Genomic DNA, 18,792 nt, shown 5'->3' on the forward strand with positions numbered 1-18,792 from the left:
CTTGGCATCCGATTTTCGACACGACGTTTGTAGCAGCGCGGCTCAGCCATATCTTCCCAGAACCGTTTGCCGCAAAGCAACAAACTCAGCCTATCGTTTTCCCCAGATCATTTCCAGACAAGCGGCCCTATATTTCCGCAATCGAGGTCCTATCGCCAAATCAATGCGGCAATCCGACCGGTCTGCCCGTCGCGACGATAGGAGAAAAACCGCGCGGCATCGCGCACCGTGCACAGCGTGCCACCATCGACGCGATGCACGCCGACACGGGCGAGCCGCAGCCGCGCCAACGTCGGCAGATTACCGAAGTACTTGCCATTGGCGCCGGCGACGAAAGCGCCATCGGTCTCCGCCCTTTCCGCCGGCGTCGCGTTATCGAGAAACGCCGCACGCACTTCGGGTCCGACTTCGAACGCGGCCGGACCGATGGCCGGACCGAGCCAGGCCTGCCAATCGTCCCCACTCGCCTCACCGTCGCCATCGGCCTTCCCTGCACCGCCGGCACGATCGCGCATCGCTTCGACGGTGCGCTCGAGCACGCCGTTACAGAGGCCGCGCCAGCCCGCGTGCGCCGCCCCGACCACCGCACCCGACCCGCTCCGCAACAAAACGGGCAGGCAATCGGCCACCATCACGGCGCAGACCACGCCGGGCGCATCGGTGATCACGGCATCGGCCTGCAATGCGTCGCCGGCTTCAGCAGCCGCTGCCGCTTCCAGCGCATCGACGACGCGATCGCCGTGACATTGGGCCAGCCACGCAATCCGCCGCCCACCTAACCACGCTTGTACCGTCGCCCGATTTGCCGCCACCGCCTGCGGTTCGTCACCGACATGGTCGCCGAGATTCAAACTGGCATACGGGGCGACGCTGACACCGCCGCCGCGCGTCGTCACGATTGCGCCACCGTCACCCCGATCGGACCAAGGCGCCCGTATCACCGGCGCCTCCGGCGGCACAGTCGCCCCCCGCCCGGTGGCACCCGCCGACGGGATCGCGGCGGCCGACAGATCGGCCACATCGGACAGATCGGCCCCCTCGGCCACCGAGTCGCCCTCGTCAACGATACCGTTCATCGACGCGCCTTGCCCGGCGCGGTCGCGTAGATCACCTCGGTCGCGCCTTCGCCATCCTCGTCGTCCCAGTCGGCATCGTCGTCCACGCCTTCGTCGTCCCAGTCGGCATCGTCCCAGGCCGTGTCGTCGGCATCGCTATCGAGCATGGCCTCTTCCGGCAGCAGATCGATCTGCGCATGAACGGCGAGGCCGGCCATGTCCTCGGGCGGCAACGCTTCCCAGCGCATAGCCTCGCCGCTGTCCGGATGCCGCAGGCCCAGCGACCAGGCGTGCAAGGCCTGGCGACCGGGCCGCATCGCCGCGGCGACGACCGACACATCGGAGGCGTCCGATGCCGCCGATACGCCGGAGCCGACCGACGGCTTGGCCCGGACCGCCACGCGTGGCGTCTTGCCGTACTGCGTATCCCCGACCAGCGGATGCCCGAGATGCTTGCAGTGGACCCGAATCTGGTGCGTGCGTCCCGTTTCCAGATCGCACCACAAGGCCGCCACCCGGCGACTGTCGAGTTCGCCTTCGCCGACCACCCGATAATGGGTCCGCGCGGCCTTGCCGGCGTTGCCATGCACGACCGCCATCCGCAGCCGATCGCGCGGGTCGCGGCCGATGGGCGCATCGACGGTCCCGCTGACCACTTTAGGCACGCCCCAGACAAGGCAGACGTAGCGCCGCTTCACGGTACGCGCCTGCAACTGACGAATCAGGTCGGTCTGCGCGACCAGCGTCCGTGCGACCACCATCAGGCCGGATGTCTCCTTGTCCAGCCGATGCACGATCCCGGCACGCGGCAGCGCCGCCGCCTGCGCGCCATAGCGATGCAACAGGCCGTTCAGCACCGTACCCTGCCAGTTACCGGCGCCCGGATGGACCACCAGCCCGGCCGGCTTGTTGATCACGAGGATATGCGCATCTTCGTAGACAACCTCGAGCGGCACCGCCTCGGGCGAAAACGCCAGCGTCTCCGGCGTGTGCTGCGGCGTGACGACAACCTTCGCGAACGCCAGCGCGGACTCCCGCGGCTTGGCCTGGCGGCCATCCACCTTCACCAGACCGGCTTCGAGCCAGGCTTGCAGGCGGCTACGCGAATAGTCGGGGAACAGACGGGCCAGCACCTTGTCGATGCGATCGCCGGCCAGCGCCTCGGGAATATGCGCTTCCAGCGGGTCGAGCGGCGCAAGCGCGCCGATCGCCTCGATTCCGGTATCGGCATTGGAGGGCAGCACGGACGCCTTTTCGGCGTGCGGCGTATTACGTGGGGGGGCGGTTCGTGTTACCCGTGGCACATCAACACTCGGTAAAAAAACATCAAAAAAACCCATCAGGCCAGGGCCCATAAGGCCGCGAACGGTTTCTGCGATGGCCATTCGGCATCAATCGCATTGGGCTGGCCAGGGGCTTCAGCTATAATCTTCGGCTGATCGGGTCATTACTACGTAGGCAAGGACATGCAAGCCCTGAAATTTGTACGGATTGTGGCACTGACCACGACGGCGTCGGTCATCTTGGCCGCCTGCGGCGGCTTGCCGGAGAAGACCGACGAGACCGCAACCTGGCGCACGGACAAATTATACGCGTCGGCGAAGGATTCCCTGGACGGCGGTGACTGGTCGAAGTGTGCGCAATACTACGAAAAGCTCGAAGCGCGTGATCCCTTCGGCCGTTTCGCGCAACAGGCACAGATGAATGTGGCCTATTGCTATTATCGCGACAACGACCAGGATCAGGCCAACGCCGCGATCGACCGCTTCCTGCGCCTCCATCCGGATCACCCGAATGTCGATTACGCCTACTACCTGAAAGGGCTGATCAACTTCAACGACGATCTGGGTCTTTTCGGGCGTTTCAGTGGTCAGGATCTGTCGGATCGCGATCCGAAGTCCCTCCACGACTCGTACGACGCGTTCAAGAAGATTGTCGACAGCTATCCGAAGAGCAAGTACGCCCCGGACTCGGCCCAGCGTATGCGCTATATCGTGAACGCGCTGGCGACGCACGAAGTGCACGCCGCCGAGTATTACTACAAACGCGGCGCCTACGTGGCCGCAGTGAACCGGGCGCAGATCGCGCTGAAGAACTATCAGGGCGCGCCGGCAACGAAGGACGCACTGCAGGTGATGGTCGATTCCTACAAGGCGCTGGGCGAAACCCAGTTGGCGAACGATACGCAAAGCGTCATCGCCGCCACCTTCCCGGCCGGCAGCTTGCCTGCTCAGAAGCCGCAAAAAGCCTGGTATCAAATCTGGTAATCGCGCAAGCCGCCCGTCAAGGCGGCGACGCGAGGCGCGGCATTACCGCGCGCCGACCGTCCTCGTGAACGCGCCATAGACGCCGTTGGCGTTATCGCCTTCGCGCTGATCCGCCATCAAGAAGGCGCTGTCGCGGTTTTCGAAGAACAGAATGCCATCGACATTCTGCAGCGCCTTCAGGCCACATCCGTTGTTTGCCGGCACCGTAAAGCGCAGACGCGCGGCCCTGGCATTCGTGTACGCATCCGCCCGGCCGACGATCTGGCATTGCGCGATCGTCAGTGTGCCATTGCCGCTTATATCGAGCGAGAGCGGTGCCGACTTACCGGTCGATGTCTCGAGAAATCCCGAATAATTCCCCGACAAGGTTGTCAACGGCGTCTCGTACTGGGCGTCGCGCGTCTGGCCGACCGCGAGGCGACCGTTACCTTCGGGACTGGGCGCATCGAACGTGATCCGCTGGTCGCCCTGGCCGTCGAACCGCGTCGTCCCGCTTTGCATCGGCGCCGTCACCTGCGTGCCGGAGAAACGATAGGTGGTGAACAACGCGAGCGGACGCTTGTTCGGCGACAGGTAATCGAATCGATAGAAGCCGTCGCCGAGACCGGTCGCCCCGGCGCCGTCCTGGGCGCGAAAATGCAGATAACTGCTGCCCCCCGCAACGGCCAGCGTGACAAATTGGCGACCGCCTGCGATACCGGTGTGGACCGTTTTCATCGATAAAGCATCGGGCAGAACCGGGTTGGTACGGACCATGCCGTCCGTATTGCCCTTGCCGCACCCAGCAAGCACCGCGGCAGCCATCATTGAAACAGCAAATGCACGCACGACGTTCTCCTCTGATGAGTAAGAGAAGAAGATCGCTTTAACGCGCATTCAAGACTATACGACTAGACGGATTAGTCCCTGTGCACTGCGGAAACAGTCGACGACGCAGGCTATTCCGGGGGAAAACGCCGCATGCGTGGCATTACCTCATTCGCTCGGTGGCCGGAGGAACGCCAGCACATCGGCAAGCTCTCGCGTGCGCGTGAACGGGGGCAAGCTCTGCCAGATCCGCCGACCGTACGGTTTCTCGACGAGACGCGTGTCGGCGATCATCAGCACGCCGCGATCCGTCTCCGCCCGAATCAAGCGCCCGGCACCCTGCTTCAATGTGATCACCGCCTGCGGCAACTGATGTACGGCAAACGGGCTCAAGCCCTTTTTCGTCAGCGCATCGAGCCGCGCGGCCAACACCGGATCGTCCGGCGGTGCGAACGGCAATTTATCGATGACGACGAGGGACAGGGCGTCGCCTCGGACATCGACGCCTTCCCAGAAACTCTGACTCCCTACCAAAATGGCATTGCCATAATGGCGGAAACGATCCAGCAACTCGGTGCGACTGGCCTCGCCTTGGACCAGCAAGGGATAGGTCCAGCCGCGTGCCTCGATCGTCGCACGCAAGCGGTTGGCCATGCGCTCCACCGCCCGCAATGTCGTGCAGAGCAGGAAACAACGGCCACCGGAGGCCTCGATCGCCGGCAACGCGGCGTCCAGGACCGCATCGGTGAAATGCGGCGCGGACGGAGGCGGCATATCCTTCGGCACGTACAACAAACCCTGATTCGGATAGTCGAACGGGCTCGGCAACGTCATCGATCGTTCCGACGACAAGCCCATCTGCGCCGCGTAATGCGTGAAGTCGTTCTTGACCGACAAGGTCGCGGACGTAAACACCCAGGCCCGGGGCACCCCGGCACGCTGCTTCGCGAAAATCGGCGCGACCGACAACGGCGTCTGGTGCAATTGCACCGCGTGCGTGAAGACCTCGATCCATCGCACCGTCTCGATTTCCTTACCCGTCACCCGTCCGTTGCGGCGCCCCTCGGCGCCGTCGAGCACGGTGGCATCATGCGCTTTTTCGCCCGCCGCGCCTGACGCCGCGGAGGCGCCCTCACGCCGCTTCTGCGCGGCGGCGCGAGGCGAATCGTCGGCCTCGCCGATACCGGCGACGGCCGCATCCGCCAGCGCCAAGGCCTCTTCGGGATCCGCCGGTGCCGCATACGCCCCTTCCCGCCATCGCGCGATGCCATCCTGCAGCTCGCGCGCACGCCGCAAACACGCCGCCAGCGATTCCGCCCGCTCCGACTGCTTCGACAACGCCGCGATCAAGGTATTCAACGTGTTTTCGACATCGTCGAGCGCCGGATGGAAAGGATGATCCTCTTCCATCTGCATCAAGGACAGACGCTGAATCTGCGGCCCGAACGCCAGACGAACGTCGCGCGTGGCCCGTTCGAGCTGATTCGCCAACTCGCGCCAATCGGCGCCGTCCCGTGCGTGCGACAACCCCTCGGCAACGCTGTCTCGCGCCAGTTCCATCAATTGGCCTGTCGATACCGTCTCGCCGAAGAACAGCGTAGCGGTCTCCGGCAACTGGTGCGCTTCATCGAAGATAACGGTGTTTGCAGTGGGCAATAGTTCGGCCATGCCGCTGTCGCGCAACAGGATGTCTGCAAAGAACAAATGGTGATTGACCACCACCACATCGGCTTGCTGCGCTTCCCGACGCGCCTGCATGACGAAGCAGTCCTTGTAATGCGAACACTCCTGACCCAGACAGTTTTCACGTGTCGACGTCACCAGCGGCCAGATCGGCGCGTTTTCCGGAATCGCCGACAGCTCCGATTTGTCGCCGGTCCGCGTGATCTTGGCGAAACGGCTGACCTCGGACAAGTGGCTTAGATCTTGCCGGGACATCGTCCGGGCCCCATCGCTCGCCCGTTCCAAATAGTAGTGGCAGAGGTAGTTCGATCGGCCCTTCAGCATGGCAACGGTGACTGGCACCGCCAACGCGTCGCGCACCGTTGGCACGTCGCGCAGGAAAAGCTGATCCTGCAGGTGCTTGGTACCGGTCGAGACAATGACCTTGCCGCCCCAGAGCATCGCGGGGACCAGATAAGCGTAGGTCTTGCCGGTCCCGGTGCCGGCTTCGACGATCAACGTGTTGCCACCGTCGGCGCCGGCGGCGGGCATCGGAAACAGGCCGTCCGCGCCGGACGCGGCGGCGCCTGCCGGCGCGTCGCCGCCCATCGCCTCGTCCTGGGCATCGGTGTCGCCGTCGGCCGCGGCGTCGCGACTCGCCGCAGCGGTGTCGGCGCGGGCATCTCGCTCGGCGGCGTCGAGGCGCAATTGCGCGCGCGACGGGCGCGCGGCCGCGCGCGGCGCGCTGCCCTCGATGGCCGCCGCCACCGCCAGCGCCATCCGCAACTGGGACGCGCGCGGACGGTATCCGGGGATGTGACGGGCCAGCGGACCGTCGTCGTCGAACAAATTCTCGAGCTGAGCGATCCGGCGACGATTCGGCAACATCGGCGGCGCATCGCCCGGCTCTCGCGCCGCTTTGCGCCCGGCGGGTGCCCGGCGCGTTTGCTGTGCGTCGGGCTCGGAGGCCGCCGATGCCGCTGATGCGGTCGCGGTGGCAGCAGCGGATGCCGCGCGCCGCGCCGGCTGCGGCGTGTCTTCAGACATCGGCTTGGTCACCGTGCCGGGCCTGCCGCCGACGCACCGCTTGCCGCTGCCGCCCGGCGCGCGGCATCCTCACGGCGCTGGTCGAGCGACTGTTGCCGCGCCGTCGCGTCATCCTGCTTCGATTGATAGCGCTGGACGTTTTCCGCGCGTTTTTGCGCGTCGGTCGCCGCATTGCGCTGCGCCGTATCCAGCTTCTGCTGATAGGCGGACTGCTTGTTCGCATAGGCGGCCGCATTGGCCTGGCGTTGCGGCGCATCGTTGCCGCGACGCGCCTGATCGACCGCGTGCTGCTGTTGCTTCGCCTGATAGCTCGCCCGATGCTCACGCTCGTTCGCGGCACGTTGCGGTGCATTCGCCCGTTGTTGCGCCAGACGCTGTGCATCGTCCGCCTCGCGCTTCTCCTCGCGCGCAGCGCGACGATCGGCCGACAGCGTCAGCTGCGACTGACGAATCTTCTCGCGCTCGTCGCGCATCGAATCGCGCGCAACGTCAAGGCAATGATTGACGAAGAACCGCGCGTAGCAATCGTGCTTGGCGACGCCGTAGGCGTAGTCGTTCTTTGCCGTGCGGGCGTTCAAACCCTGCTGCTGCGCATCGAATTCGGCCGTGCGCTGCGCGTAGGCGGCATCGCTCAGTGCCGGACTGGCCGGGCCGCCGGCGCCTGTCGTGTCGCCCCCCGCCTTCCCCGTCGCGGCATGCGTGCCTGGCGTGCCGCGCGTAGCGGCGCTCTGCGCCATCGCGCCCTGCGATGCCATGCCGATCGCGACAGCCGCGATCCATGTGGCGACAGGCAGCGCGCCCGCCAGCCCGCGGCGCGGCGCGCGACGTGACCCGGCGCGCGCGAACCCGGCAGCAGCGCCTGCAACACGCGAATCGCGCGCCATCGGCATCACGGCCGTCGGATAGGCCTTGGCGGAGGTCGACACCACGGGCTGCGCGGGCAAGCGCGCCTGGGTCGGGACGATGGCCCGGATAGACAGGAACTTGAGAACGGAAGTCAAAGCGGCAGGGCAAAAGGGAGGATCGGAACGGCTCTGATACGCACCGGATTCTACCATTTGCCGCCGCGGACTGCGGCATGGATGGGGTCGGCCGGATGGCCGGCGGTTTGTGGCACAATGCCCCGCTTCAGCAACTCGACTTACCGCGCGCTCATGACGGATACCGTAGCTCTCAAAATCGTACAACGCATCGCCACGGAACTGGCCGTGCAGCCCCGCCAGGTGGCCGCGGCGGTCGGCCTGCTCGACGAGGGCGCCACCGTCCCTTTCATCGCGCGCTACCGCAAGGAGATCACCGGTAACCTCGACGACACGCAGTTGCGTACGCTCGAAGAGCGCCTGACCTATCTGCGCGACATGGAAGATCGTCGTGCGACGATCCTGCAAAGCATCGACGAACAGGGCAAGCTCGACGCCACGCTGCGCGCCGCGATCGAGGCCGCCGACAGCAAGCAGACGCTGGAAGACCTGTACCTGCCGTATAAGCCGAAACGCCGCACGCGGGCCCAGATTGCCCGGGAAGCGGGCCTGGAACCGCTGGCCGATCTGCTGCTGGCCGACCCGAGCCGCGATCCGCAAACCGAGGCGCAAGCTTACGTCGATGCCGAGAAAGGCGTCGCCGACACCAAGGCGGCCCTCGATGGCGCGCGCGACATTCTCTCCGAGCGTTTCGGCGAAACCGCAGACCTGCTGGCGAAGCTGCGCGCCGAGCTCTGGCAGCGCGGCATTGTCGCCTCGACCGTGGTCCCGGGAAAAGAGCTGGAGGAAGGCGAGAAATTCCGCGATTACTACGACTACTCGGAAGCGATCGGCACGGTCCCGTCGCACCGCGCGCTGGCGCTGTTCCGGGCGCGAAACCTCGGCATTCTCGGCGTCAAGCTGGGCTTGGGCAAGGCCCTCGACACGCAGGTGCCGCATCCGTGCGAGCTGACGATCGCCTCGCATGTCGGCATTCGCAATAACGGCCGTCCGGCCGACAAATGGCTGTCCGACGTTTGCCGCTGGAGCTGGCGCGTCAAGGTCCAGCCCTATCTCGAAAACGAATTGCTCGGCCGTCTGCGCGACACCGCCGAGACCGAGGCAATCACGGTCTTCGCCCGCAACTTGAAGGATCTGCTGCTGGCCGCCCCGGCCGGCCCGAAAGCGGTTATCGGCCTGGACCCGGGCATCCGGACCGGCGTCAAGGTGGCCACCGTGGATCGCACCGGCAAACTGCTGGCGACGGACACGATCTATCCGCACGAGCCGCGTCGTGACTGGGAGGGCTCGATCGCCCGTCTGGCGCGCATGGCACAGGCCACCGGTGCGGAATTGATCAGTATCGGCAATGGCACCGCTTCACGCGAAACGGATAAATTGGCCGCCGACCTGATGGCGCGCCACCCGGAGTTGAAGCTGACGAAAATCGTCGTATCCGAATCCGGCGCGTCGATCTATTCGGCATCGGAGCTGGCGGCGAAGGAATTTCCGGACCTCGACGTGTCGCTGCGCGGCGCAGTGTCGATCGCCCGCCGCCTGCAGGATCCGCTGGCCGAACTGGTCAAGATCGACCCGAAAGCAATCGGCGTCGGCCAATACCAGCACGACGTCAATCAGCGCGAACTGGCGCGCTCGCTCGACGCGGTGGTCGAGGATTGCGTGAATGCGGTGGGCGTGGACGTCAATACCGCTTCGGTCGCGCTACTCGCCCGCGTATCCGGCTTGAACGCGCTGCTGGCGCGCAATATCGTCGATTATCGCGACGCCAACGGCGCCTTTGCTTCACGCGAGGCGTTGCGCAAGGTGCCACGGCTCGGCGACAAGACATTCGAACAGGCGGCCGGATTCCTGCGCGTCAATGCCGGCGCGAATCCGCTGGACCGCTCCGCGGTGCACCCGGAAGCCTATCCCGTGGTCGAGCGGATGCTGGCCAAGATCGGCCGCACCGCCGCGGAGTTGCTCGGCAATCGCGACATCCTGCAGCGCATCACGCCGACCGAGTACGTCGACGACCGCTTCGGCCTGCCGACGATTCGGGACATCCTGAACGAATTGGAAAAACCGGGCCGCGATCCGCGCCCCGAATTCAAGACGGCCTCGTTCAAGGAAGGGATCGAGAAAGTGTCCGACCTCGAACCGGGCATGATTCTCGAAGGCGTCGTAACCAATGTCGCCGCCTTTGGTGCCTTCGTCGATATCGGCGTGCATCAAGACGGCCTGGTGCACGTCTCGGCGCTTTCCACGCGTTTCATCCGCGATCCGCACGAGATCGTCAAGGCAGGCCAGGTCGTGCAGGTCAAGGTGATCGAGGTCGACGTCAAACGGCAACGTATCGCCCTGACGATGCGACTCGACAACGATATCGACGCGATGGCGGGCGGCCAGGGCGGCCGTGATACCGGCGCGGGCGCGGGCAATCAACGACGTGGCGGCAACCCCGGTGGCGCAGGCGCCAATGCCAGCGCCGGCAAGGGTGGGCGCGATCGGCAACGCAGCAACGCCCCGGTCGTCGAAAACGCCATGGCCGCGGCCTTTGCCAGCCTGAAACAACGGAAGTAAGGGAAAAGCGTTGTTAGCCGCATGCCTGGCATGCGGCTAACCGGGAGAAGACGCAGTGCGCGTCAGATCTCGATCTTGGTCCCGAGCTCGACGACCCGATTGGCCGGGATGCTGAAGAAGTCGGTCGGTTTCGCGGCGTTCTGGTGCATCCAGGCAAACACACGCTCACGCCACAAGGACATCCCCGGCAGTTGCGTCGGGACGACCGTCTCGCGCGCCAGGAAGAACGAGGTGTCCATCAGCTCGAAATTCATATCGTGTTCGCGCTCGAGGTACTTCAGCACGCGATCGACATCCGGCGTTTCGTTGAAACCGTACACCGCCTTCACCAGGAACAGGCCACCATCCAACGGCTTGTAGAAGTACCGTTTATCGTCATCGATATACGGCACGTCGCGCGTCAGGAAGGTCATGAAGATCGTGCGTTCGTGCAGGATCTTGTTGTGCTTCAGGTTGTGCAGCAGACTGACGGGGACCAGCGTTTCACTGCCTGTCAGATAAATCGCGGTACCGGACACGCGATGCGGCGGGTGCGCAAGCAGTCCCTTCACAAAGGGCTGCAAGGGAATCCCGTCGGCGGCCGTCCGATCCTTGACGATCTGGCGCCCTTTGGACCAGGTGGTCAGCAAGAAGAACAGCAGCACGCCCACACCGAGCGGCAACCAGCCGCCCTCCTCGATCTTGATCACGTTCGCGCCGAAGAAGGCCAGATCGACGATCATGAACAGCGTGACGATCGGGATGACCAGGCGCTTGCGCCATTTCCAGACGCGCAGCATCACGACCCCGACCAACATCGTCGTGATGACCATCGTCGTCACGACGGCGATACCGTAGGCGGCGGCGAGATTATCCGAGCTGCGGAAACCCAGCACGATACAGACGACGATGAAATACAGCGACCAATTCACCAGCGGAATATAGATCTGACCGATCGCCTTGTCCGACGTGTGCTGGACCTTCATCCGTGGCACATAGCCGAGCTGGATCGCTTGCGAGGTCAGCGAGAATGCGCCCGAAATCACGGCCTGGGAGGCGATCACCGCCGCCACCGTGGCCAGAATCACCAGCGGCATCGTGGCCCAATCGGGCGCCATCAAGAAGAATGGATTGCTGCGCGCATGCGGCGACGCCATCAACAGCGCACCCTGCCCGAAGTAATTCAGAATCAGAGACGGCATGACGATGCCATACCAGCCGATCCGGATTGGCCGTGCACCGAAATGCCCCATGTCCGCATACAGCGCCTCGGCGCCGGTCAGCACCAGAAACACCGATCCCAGCACGACATAGGCCTGCAGCGCGTGCGCCGCGATAAACCGAATTGCATGGACCGGATTGATCGCTTGCAGGATCACCGGTTTATCGACGATGTGATAGACGCCGAGTGCCGCGAGCGAGAGGAACCACAACAGCATCACCGGGCCGAACAGCTTGCCGACTGCCTCGGTCCCGCGCTTCTGCAGGAAGAACAGAACGGTGACGATGACGAGCACGATCGGCACGACGTAGTGTCCGAGATGGGGCGAGGCCACTTCGAGCCCTTCCACCGCCGATAGCACCGACATGGCCGGTGTGATGACGGCATCCCCATAGAACATGCAGGCACCGAAGATCCCGAGCAGGATCAGCATCGTCGCAAAACGGCTGCCTCGGCGCACATTGCGCAGCGACATCACCATCAGCGCCAATGCACCGCCTTCGCCGTTATTGTCCGCGCGCATCACGAACAGCACGTACTTTACCGCCACCACCAGGACGATCGCCCAGAAGAGCAACGACACGACGCCGAGAATGGCGCCGTCGGTGAATTGGATACCGTGCTCTTCGCTAAACGCTTCCTTCATCGCGTACAGCGGGCTGGTACCAATATCGCCGAAGACGATACCGATGGCCGCCGTCACGAGTCCCGGTATGCCCTGTTTTTGCGCGTGCGCTGTATGAGAGTTAGCCAAGTTCAGTCGTCGTTATGCGGGAGATCCGCTCGATCGGCGCCGACTACCCGTTGCCCGTCGCCGTTCGCGCTGTTCGCGATACTCGGGTTGGCCGTGCGAGGCCTAACCGCCGTCACGCCGATCGAATTGTCGACCGCGTCGATGGCCAGTATGGCATCGCTCGCGCGATTCGTGTCGTTCGCCGCAAGGGCACTGTGCGATTCGGCACACTCCGCGCCCTCGCCCTGGCGCTGGCGCCCGCGCTGAATCCAGGCGGCCAGGTTGTGCGGTCGAAGCGTGTCCCATTCCTCGAAAGGCTGGTGAATCCACGGATTCGTCGCCAGATAGCTGACATGGTAATCCGGGCGCGTGACGGAACAGGCTTTGTACCAAAGTACGGCGGAACGGACTTCGGTGATATCGGGAAACCGCTCGGCCAGATGGCCTTGCACGCGTGCCAGCGTGACGCCGGAATCGACGAGGTCGTCGACCAGCAGCACATTGCCGCGCAACGGACCCCGCGTCATCGTGATGTATTGCGAAATATCGAGTTGGCCCTGGACCGTACCCGCCGCCTCGCGGTAGGAACTGGTCGACAGGATCGCCAGCGGCAAATCGTAGATGCGCGACAATTGGTCGCCAACACGCAAGCCGCCGCGTGCCAGGCACAGGATGAAGTCGAAACGCCAGGCCGACTCATGAATCTGGAGCGCCAGACGTTCTACGAGACGATGATAATCGTCCCAGCTTATCCAGAGATGTTGATCGTCGCTTTTGGGGAGGCTCACTGCATTACGCTCAAAAAGACACGTTTCGGGGACAGACAGCCGTACACCGTGCCGCAACGCGTATTCGCGCATGACGCACAGAGCACGTCATACGCGAATACGCGCGCACGGGACCGATGCCCGTCAATCCAACTTACACCTTGAACGGGTGTTCCAGCAGGATCGTCTCATCGCGATCCGGACCCGTCGACACCATATGGATCGGCGTCCCGGCCAGTTCCTGCACGCGCGTCAAGTAGTCCTGCGCCTGCTTCGGGAGCTTGTCCCACTGCGTGATGCCGATCGTGCTCGACTTCCAGCCCGGGAAGGTCTCATAGACCGGTGCGCAGGCTTTCACCGCCGCCGCGCCCGTGGGCAGCAGATCGACGGCTTGACCGTCCACCGTATAACCGGTGCACAGCTTGACCTCTTCCAAACCGTCCAGCACGTCCAGCTTCGTGATGCACAGACCCGAGATGCCGTTGATCTGGATCGAGCGCTTCAGCGCGGCCACGTCCATCCAGCCGGTCCGACGCGGACGGCCGGTCACCGAGCCGAATTCCTTGCCGATCTTCGCCAGGTCGATACCGACCGGGTCCTGCGCGTCCGGATTGTCGGCGTCGTACAGCTCGCTCGGGAACGGTCCGCTACCCACGCGCGTGCAGTACGCCTTCGTGATGCCGAGCACGTAGTGCAGGCGGTGCGGACCGACGCCGGCACCTGCCGCGGCAGCGCCGGCGACGCAGTTGCTACTGGTCACAAAGGGATAGGTGCCGTGATCGACGTCGAGCAAGGTGCCTTGCGCGCCCTCGAACAGCAGGCTGCCGCCGCCGGCGTTGACCGCCGCCAGCTTTGCCGAGACGTCGGCGCACATCGGCGCCAGGTCTTTCGCGAAGCCCAGCATCTTGGCCAGCGTCTCATCGAAATCGACCGCTTCCACGCCCAGGTACTGGGTCAGCTGGAAGTTGTGATAATCGAGGATTTCCTTCAGACGTTCAGCGAAACGGGCCGGATCGAACAGATCTTGCACGCGCAGACCGCGACGCGCGACCTTGTCTTCATACGCAGGGCCGATACCGCGACCGGTCGTACCGATCTTGTCGTTACCGCGCTTCTTCTCGCGCGCCTGGTCGATCGCGACATGCGACGGCAGCAGCAAGGTACAGGCGTGGGAAATGAACAGGCGATCGCGCACGTGCAGACCGGCCGCTTCCAACTCACCGATTTCCTTGAACAGCGCCTCAGGGGACAACACCACGCCGTTACCGATATAGCAAGCCGTCCCATCGCGCATGATGCCCGACGGGATCAATCGCAAAATGGTCTTCTTGCCGCCGATGATCAGCGTATGACCTGCGTTATGACCGCCTTGGAAGCGGACGACGCCTTGCGCGTGATCGGTCAGCCAATCGACGATCTTGCCCTTGCCTTCGTCACCCCACTGCGTGCCGACGACGACGACATTTCGTCCCTGGTTCGATGCAATACCGGACATGTTGAGTTCGAGCCTGGTTAAAAACGTATTCTACCCGCGTTGCATAGCGAGTTCGTGAAATTAGCGTGTTTGGCGTGACACCAACACCCATTGGCCGTCTTGCGCGACGAGCTCGCGCTCGCAGGCAAATTCGTCCAGATCGTGCGCATGGCCTGGCAGTGACTGGATCACCACCTCGCCCGCGTCGCGCAATGCGGCGATCGCGGCGCGCAACCCTGCATCCTGCGTCCACGGCGCATAAATCGCCGACGAACGCGCGTCAACGGCGGAGATGCGCGCCAATTCGCGCAGATCCATCGAAAATCCAATCGCCGGACGATCGCGACCGAACAGGCGCCCGATTCGATCATACCGCCCACCGCGCGCGATCGCGTTCGGCACGCCGTCGACATACGCCGAGAAGATCACGCCGGTGTGGTACTGATAAGTACCGCCGAGATCGGCAAGATCGAACTGCACGCTGCTGACGCCCGTGGGACGATCCGCCGCGTGCGCGCTTGTTGGAGCAGACCCCGCCGCAACCGTTCCGGACTGCAGTGCCGCAGCAGCCGCATCGGCCAATTGCGTCAGATCGTCCAGCGCTCGCACGATTTCCGGCAGTGCCGGCAGCAAGGCGCGCGCGCGATCGAGTACTTCGCGACCACCGTACAAGGCCGGCAAGGCCCGCAAGGCGTCCCGAATCGGGGCGTCCAGCGTCTGCGTCAATGCCTGCAGTGCCGGCACATCCTTCGATGCGAGCGCGCCGGAGATCGCGTACGCCTGCGCTGCGGCCTGCGACGACGAAGCCAGCAACGACGTGGCGATGGCCGCATGTCCGAGATCGAGACGCACGCCGCCAAGACCGACGCGCCCGGCGCAATCGATCAGAAGCTGCTGGATCTCGATATCGGCTTCGATTCCCGCATGACCATATAATTCCGCGCCGATCTGATAAGGCTCGCGTGTCGCGTGCAAGCCACGCGGACGGGTCTCCAGCGTGGGACCGGCATAGCACAGGCGCGTCACACCAGCGCGATTCAGCAAATGGGCGTCGATGCGCGAGACCTGCGGCGTGATGTCGGCGCGCACGCCCATCGTGCGACCCGACAACTGGTCGACCAACTTGAACGTGCGCAGCGCCAGATCGTCGCCGGCGCCGGCCAGCAGCGACTCCAGATACTCCAGGAGCGGCGGCATCACCATTTCATAGCCGTAGGCGCGGAACCGATCGAGCAGCAGCCGGCGGAGGTTTTCGCTTTTACGCGCTTCCGACGGCAGGACGTCGGCAATGCTTTCGGGCAGGAGCCAAATCGACACGGTCGATATCCTCTCAATCCAATGCCAGATGTGGCGATAAACAAAAAGACGGCAAAAGTCGACGCAATGGCACGTCCATGCCGTTGCGTCGACAAACAGGTCGCAATTCTACGCAAAAGTGGGCGGAAGAGTAACCGCCCACGTAAAAAGGCGCCCCCAAATCACGTCGGGGCGCCTCGAATCAGTCAGAAAACAGCCGCTCAGCGCGCGCGGGCGCGCGCTGCCGGCGCCGCACTGGGCGCCACCTGGCCGCCGCCGTCGGGCGAGCGCAGGTATTGGAAGAACGGGCTGTTCGGATCGGCGACGATCACGTCCTGCTTGCTGCGGAAGGTCGTGCGGTAGGCTTCCAGGCTCTTATAGAAGGCATAGAAAGCCGGATCCTTCCCAAAAGACTGCGCATAAATCGCCGACGCCTGTGCATCGGCATCGCCCATGATCGCCTGCGTTTTCTCGTAGGCATCGGACAGCGCGACTTCGCGTTGCCGATCCGCATCGGCACGGATCTGTTCCGCTTCGGCAGCGCCGGTCGAGCGCAACGTATTCGCGACCTGCTTGCGTTCGGCTTCCATCCGGCGATAGACCGAATCGCTAATAGCCGCCAACAGATCCACGCGCTTCAGACGCACGTCGAGAACCTGAATACCAATGCTGCTGGCCTCGCGCTCGACTTTGGTCCGAACCGCCTGCATGACGACTTCACGCTCGTTCGATACGACCTCGGTCACCGTGCGCTTTGCAAACTCTTCGTTCAACGCCGCGCGGATGATCGCCTTCAGGCGGTCTTCCGCCGCGCCGCTGTCGCTCTTGAACGAGATGTAGTACTTCAGCGGGTCCGAGACGCGATACTTGACGAACAAGTCGACCAACAGGTTCTTCTTCTCCGACGTGATGTAACGGTCCGGCTCGGCGTTATCGATCGTCTGGATGCGCTTGTCGATCGTCACCACATGCTGGAACGGCGGCGGCAACTTGAAATACAGACCCGGCTCGGAAATCTCGCGCTTGACGGCACCCAAGGCAAAGACGATCGCATAGCGGCGCTGATCGACGACAAACATCATCGACGAAGCCAGCGACAACACCACGGCCAACGCGACAATCGCGGTAATGATTCGATTCATGGTTGGCGTTCCTTATTGACCAGGCACGCCTGGGACATCCTGCAGCGATTCACTGCGGTCCCGGCTGCGGAAAATCGTACGGGAACGCAACGGGTCGCTGCCATCCCCCTGACGCGACGCCATCGAGGACATCGCCGATGCGCCTGACACCCCACCGGACATGCCGTTCGGCATCCCACTCCCCAAGCTCACCGGCGCGCCGTCGAGCGATGAGGCATCGCCGGACACACCATCCTGCGCACTGCCATCACCGTTGCCGGACGCGCCATTGCGGCCCTGCGACCGGTTCGCCCCGGCATCATTGGCGTTACCCCCGCTATTCAGCAACTTGTCGAGCGGCAGATAGAGCAAATTGTTATTGCTGCGGCTGTCGATCAGCACTTTCGACGAGCGACCATAAATCTGCTGCATCGTATCCAGATACATCCGTTCGCGGGTCACCGCCGGGGCCTTCGCGTACTGCGCCTGGATCGCATCGAAACGCTGTGCATCCCCCGTCGCTTGCGCAACGACCTTGGCCTTATAGCCTTCGGCTTCCTCGATCATCCGCGCGGCCGTGCCGCGGGCACGGGGAATCACGTTATTCGCGTAGGCCTGCGCTTCGTTCTTCTGCCGCTCGCGATCTTGACCGGCTTTGACGGCATCGTCGAAGGCCGCTTGAACCTGTTGCGGCGGCTGCACGTTCTGCATCGTCACACTGGTCACCAGGATGCCGTCGCGATATGAGTCGAGAATCTTCTGGATCGCCTGCGTCAGTTCCAGCGCGACCTGTTCGCGCCCTTCATACAAGACGAAATCCATCTTGCTCTTGCCGACGATCTCGCGCACCGCCGTCTCGGCAGCCTGCGCGACATTCGCTTCCGCGTCGGCATTATTGAACAGGAAATCAGCCGCGTCCTTGATCCGATACTGGACCGCGAAACGCACGTCGATGATGTTCTCGTCGGCCGTCAGCATCGACGAATCCTTCGAATTGGTCTGCGCGATCGTTCCGCTGCGACCGATATCGATCGAACGGACCTGCCACATATTGACGGTCTCATTCGATTCGAACGGCCATGGCATCCGCCACTGTACGCCCGCGGGGACCGTGCGGACATATTTGCCGAAACGCAGCACGACGCCCGCCTGGCCTTCCTGCACGACATAGACGCCGCTTCCCAACCAGATCAGGATGACCGCGCATAGGATGGCGATGACGCCGATCGAACCGGTACGGCCGGCGCTGGGAAAGCGCGGGCCGCCGCGCGGCGGCCGATTGTCGTTGCCGCCGTTATTATTGCCGCCGCCGGATCCGAACAAGCGTTGAATCCGTGCATTGAACTCGCGCCACAACTCGTCGAGATCGGGCGGCCCCGCTTGCTTGTCGCCGCCCCCGTTGGGGCGTTTGCGGTCGCCGCGCTGCGGCACGCCCGGAGGCGTTGTCGGCGGCCCTTCACGGCGCCCGTCGTCCGGTCGACCATTGCCGCCTTCGTCCTTGCCGCCCTCGCTCATCGTTCGATGGTCGTCGCTGCCGCGCGTGCCTTGGTTGCCGGCCTCCGGCGTCCCTGGCGTATCGGACGCCGTGGCGTCGCCGTCGCCCGTCGTCTCACGGGATTCGCCCCGTCCCCAGCGCTGATCGTTTAATGAAAAGACAGCGGTCATCCGCTGCCGAGCACTGCTGTAGTTTTGATCATTCACCATGAAGCAGCCGGTTAGTACGCTGTGTAGCACGCTGTAAGGCACGCCGTGAAGCACCCGAGAGTACGCTGTGAGGCTCGCTATGAAGCTCGCTTTGAAGCACGCGGTGAAACCAACGCCAT

The 18,792-nt window shown here is 63.9% G+C and carries 12 protein-coding genes and 1 pseudogene; 2 read left to right on the forward strand and 11 right to left on the reverse strand.

The genetic code is table 11. The features are described from left to right. Positions 1-149: 149 nt before the first annotated feature. Positions 150-1,076: a peptidoglycan editing factor PgeF gene (pgeF, locus tag ABEG21_RS08800; protein WP_347554289.1), complete on the reverse strand. Its 927-nt coding sequence runs from the start codon at positions 1,074-1,076 to the stop codon at positions 150-152. Continuing rightward, positions 1,073-2,272, reverse strand: a complete 1,200-nt coding sequence (locus ABEG21_RS08805; RefSeq protein ID WP_347556689.1) for an RluA family pseudouridine synthase — start codon at positions 2,270-2,272, stop codon at positions 1,073-1,075. Before ABEG21_RS08805 ends, pgeF begins: the two co-directional genes overlap by 4 nt. A 249-nt stretch (positions 2,273-2,521) precedes the next feature. Here ABEG21_RS08805 and ABEG21_RS08810 point away from each other — a divergent pair, with 249 nt between their 5' ends. Then, the gene (locus tag ABEG21_RS08810) at positions 2,522-3,322 is read left to right on the forward strand and encodes an outer membrane protein assembly factor BamD (protein WP_347554290.1); all 801 of its coding nucleotides are present in this window, start codon (positions 2,522-2,524) and stop codon (positions 3,320-3,322) included. A gap of 42 nt (positions 3,323-3,364) precedes the next feature. On the opposite strand, the gene ABEG21_RS08815 is transcribed toward ABEG21_RS08810, so the two are convergent. From ABEG21_RS08815 to ABEG21_RS08825, 3 genes are all read right to left on the reverse strand, one after another. Then, complete coding sequence (locus ABEG21_RS08815) at positions 3,365-4,150, reverse strand: hypothetical protein (RefSeq protein ID WP_347554291.1); 786 nt, start codon at positions 4,148-4,150, stop codon at positions 3,365-3,367. Between the two features lie 147 nt (positions 4,151-4,297). Next, positions 4,298-6,838 (reverse strand): ATP-dependent DNA helicase, encoded by a 2,541-nt coding sequence (locus ABEG21_RS08820; protein WP_347554292.1) that lies wholly within the window; start codon positions 6,836-6,838, stop codon positions 4,298-4,300. Positions 6,839-6,846: 8 nt separating this feature from the next. Continuing rightward, the gene (locus ABEG21_RS08825; protein WP_347554293.1) at positions 6,847-7,839 is read right to left on the reverse strand and encodes a hypothetical protein; all 993 of its coding nucleotides are present in this window, start codon (positions 7,837-7,839) and stop codon (positions 6,847-6,849) included. 153 nt (positions 7,840-7,992) lie between these two features. On the opposite strand from ABEG21_RS08825, the gene ABEG21_RS08830 reads away from it, so the two are divergent. Further along, on the forward strand, positions 7,993-10,377 hold the full coding sequence (locus ABEG21_RS08830) for a Tex family protein (protein ID WP_347554294.1): 2,385 nt from the start codon (positions 7,993-7,995) through the stop codon (positions 10,375-10,377). 62 nt (positions 10,378-10,439) lie between these two features. On the opposite strand, the gene ABEG21_RS08835 is transcribed toward ABEG21_RS08830, so the two are convergent. The 6 genes and pseudogenes from ABEG21_RS08835 to hflK all read right to left on the reverse strand — a co-directional run bounded on the left by ABEG21_RS08835 (position 10,440) and on the right by hflK (position 18,673). After that, positions 10,440-12,332 carry a potassium transporter Kup gene (locus ABEG21_RS08835; RefSeq protein WP_347554295.1) on the reverse strand — a complete coding sequence of 631 codons (1,893 nt, stop codon included), beginning with the start codon at positions 12,330-12,332 and terminating at the stop codon, positions 10,440-10,442. Between the two features lie 212 nt (positions 12,333-12,544). Next, positions 12,545-13,099, reverse strand: a pseudogene (locus ABEG21_RS08840) (phosphoribosyltransferase); the annotation flags it as partial. A gap of 133 nt (positions 13,100-13,232) precedes the next feature. After that, complete coding sequence (locus ABEG21_RS08845; RefSeq protein ID WP_347554296.1) at positions 13,233-14,573, reverse strand: adenylosuccinate synthase; 1,341 nt, start codon at positions 14,571-14,573, stop codon at positions 13,233-13,235. Positions 14,574-14,633: 60 nt separating this feature from the next. Then, complete coding sequence (locus ABEG21_RS08850; RefSeq protein ID WP_347554297.1) at positions 14,634-15,869, reverse strand: ATP phosphoribosyltransferase regulatory subunit; 1,236 nt, start codon at positions 15,867-15,869, stop codon at positions 14,634-14,636. A 200-nt stretch (positions 15,870-16,069) separates the two neighbouring features. Continuing rightward, the gene (hflC, locus tag ABEG21_RS08855) at positions 16,070-16,990 is read right to left on the reverse strand and encodes a protease modulator HflC (protein WP_347554298.1); all 921 of its coding nucleotides are present in this window, start codon (positions 16,988-16,990) and stop codon (positions 16,070-16,072) included. Between the two features lie 12 nt (positions 16,991-17,002). Beyond that, positions 17,003-18,673, reverse strand: coding sequence for an FtsH protease activity modulator HflK (gene hflK / locus ABEG21_RS08860; protein WP_347554299.1), 1,671 nt, complete (start codon positions 18,671-18,673; stop codon positions 17,003-17,005). Positions 18,674-18,792 lie beyond the last annotated feature (119 nt).

Origin of the sequence: Robbsia sp. KACC 23696 (assembly GCF_039852015.1) — a bacterium.
GTDB lineage: Bacteria > Pseudomonadota > Gammaproteobacteria > Burkholderiales > Burkholderiaceae > Robbsia.

What these genes read in the sequence shown, in the direction of transcription:
- pgeF (WP_347554289.1), bottom strand. Translation starts at nt 1,076, where the DNA reads ATGAACGGTATCGTTGACGAGGGCGACTCGGTGGCCGAGGGGGCCGAT.
- ABEG21_RS08810 (WP_347554290.1), top strand. Translation starts at nt 2,522, where the DNA reads ATGCAAGCCCTGAAATTTGTACGGATTGTGGCACTGACCACGACGGCG.
- ABEG21_RS08820 (WP_347554292.1), bottom strand. Translation starts at nt 6,838, where the DNA reads ATGTCTGAAGACACGCCGCAGCCGGCGCGGCGCGCGGCATCCGCTGCT.
- ABEG21_RS08830 (WP_347554294.1), top strand. Translation starts at nt 7,993, where the DNA reads ATGACGGATACCGTAGCTCTCAAAATCGTACAACGCATCGCCACGGAA.
- ABEG21_RS08845 (WP_347554296.1), bottom strand. Translation starts at nt 14,573, where the DNA reads ATGTCCGGTATTGCATCGAACCAGGGACGAAATGTCGTCGTCGTCGGC.
- hflC (WP_347554298.1), bottom strand. Translation starts at nt 16,990, where the DNA reads ATGAATCGAATCATTACCGCGATTGTCGCGTTGGCCGTGGTGTTGTCG.
- hflK (WP_347554299.1), bottom strand. Translation starts at nt 18,673, where the DNA reads ATGGTGAATGATCAAAACTACAGCAGTGCTCGGCAGCGGATGACCGCT.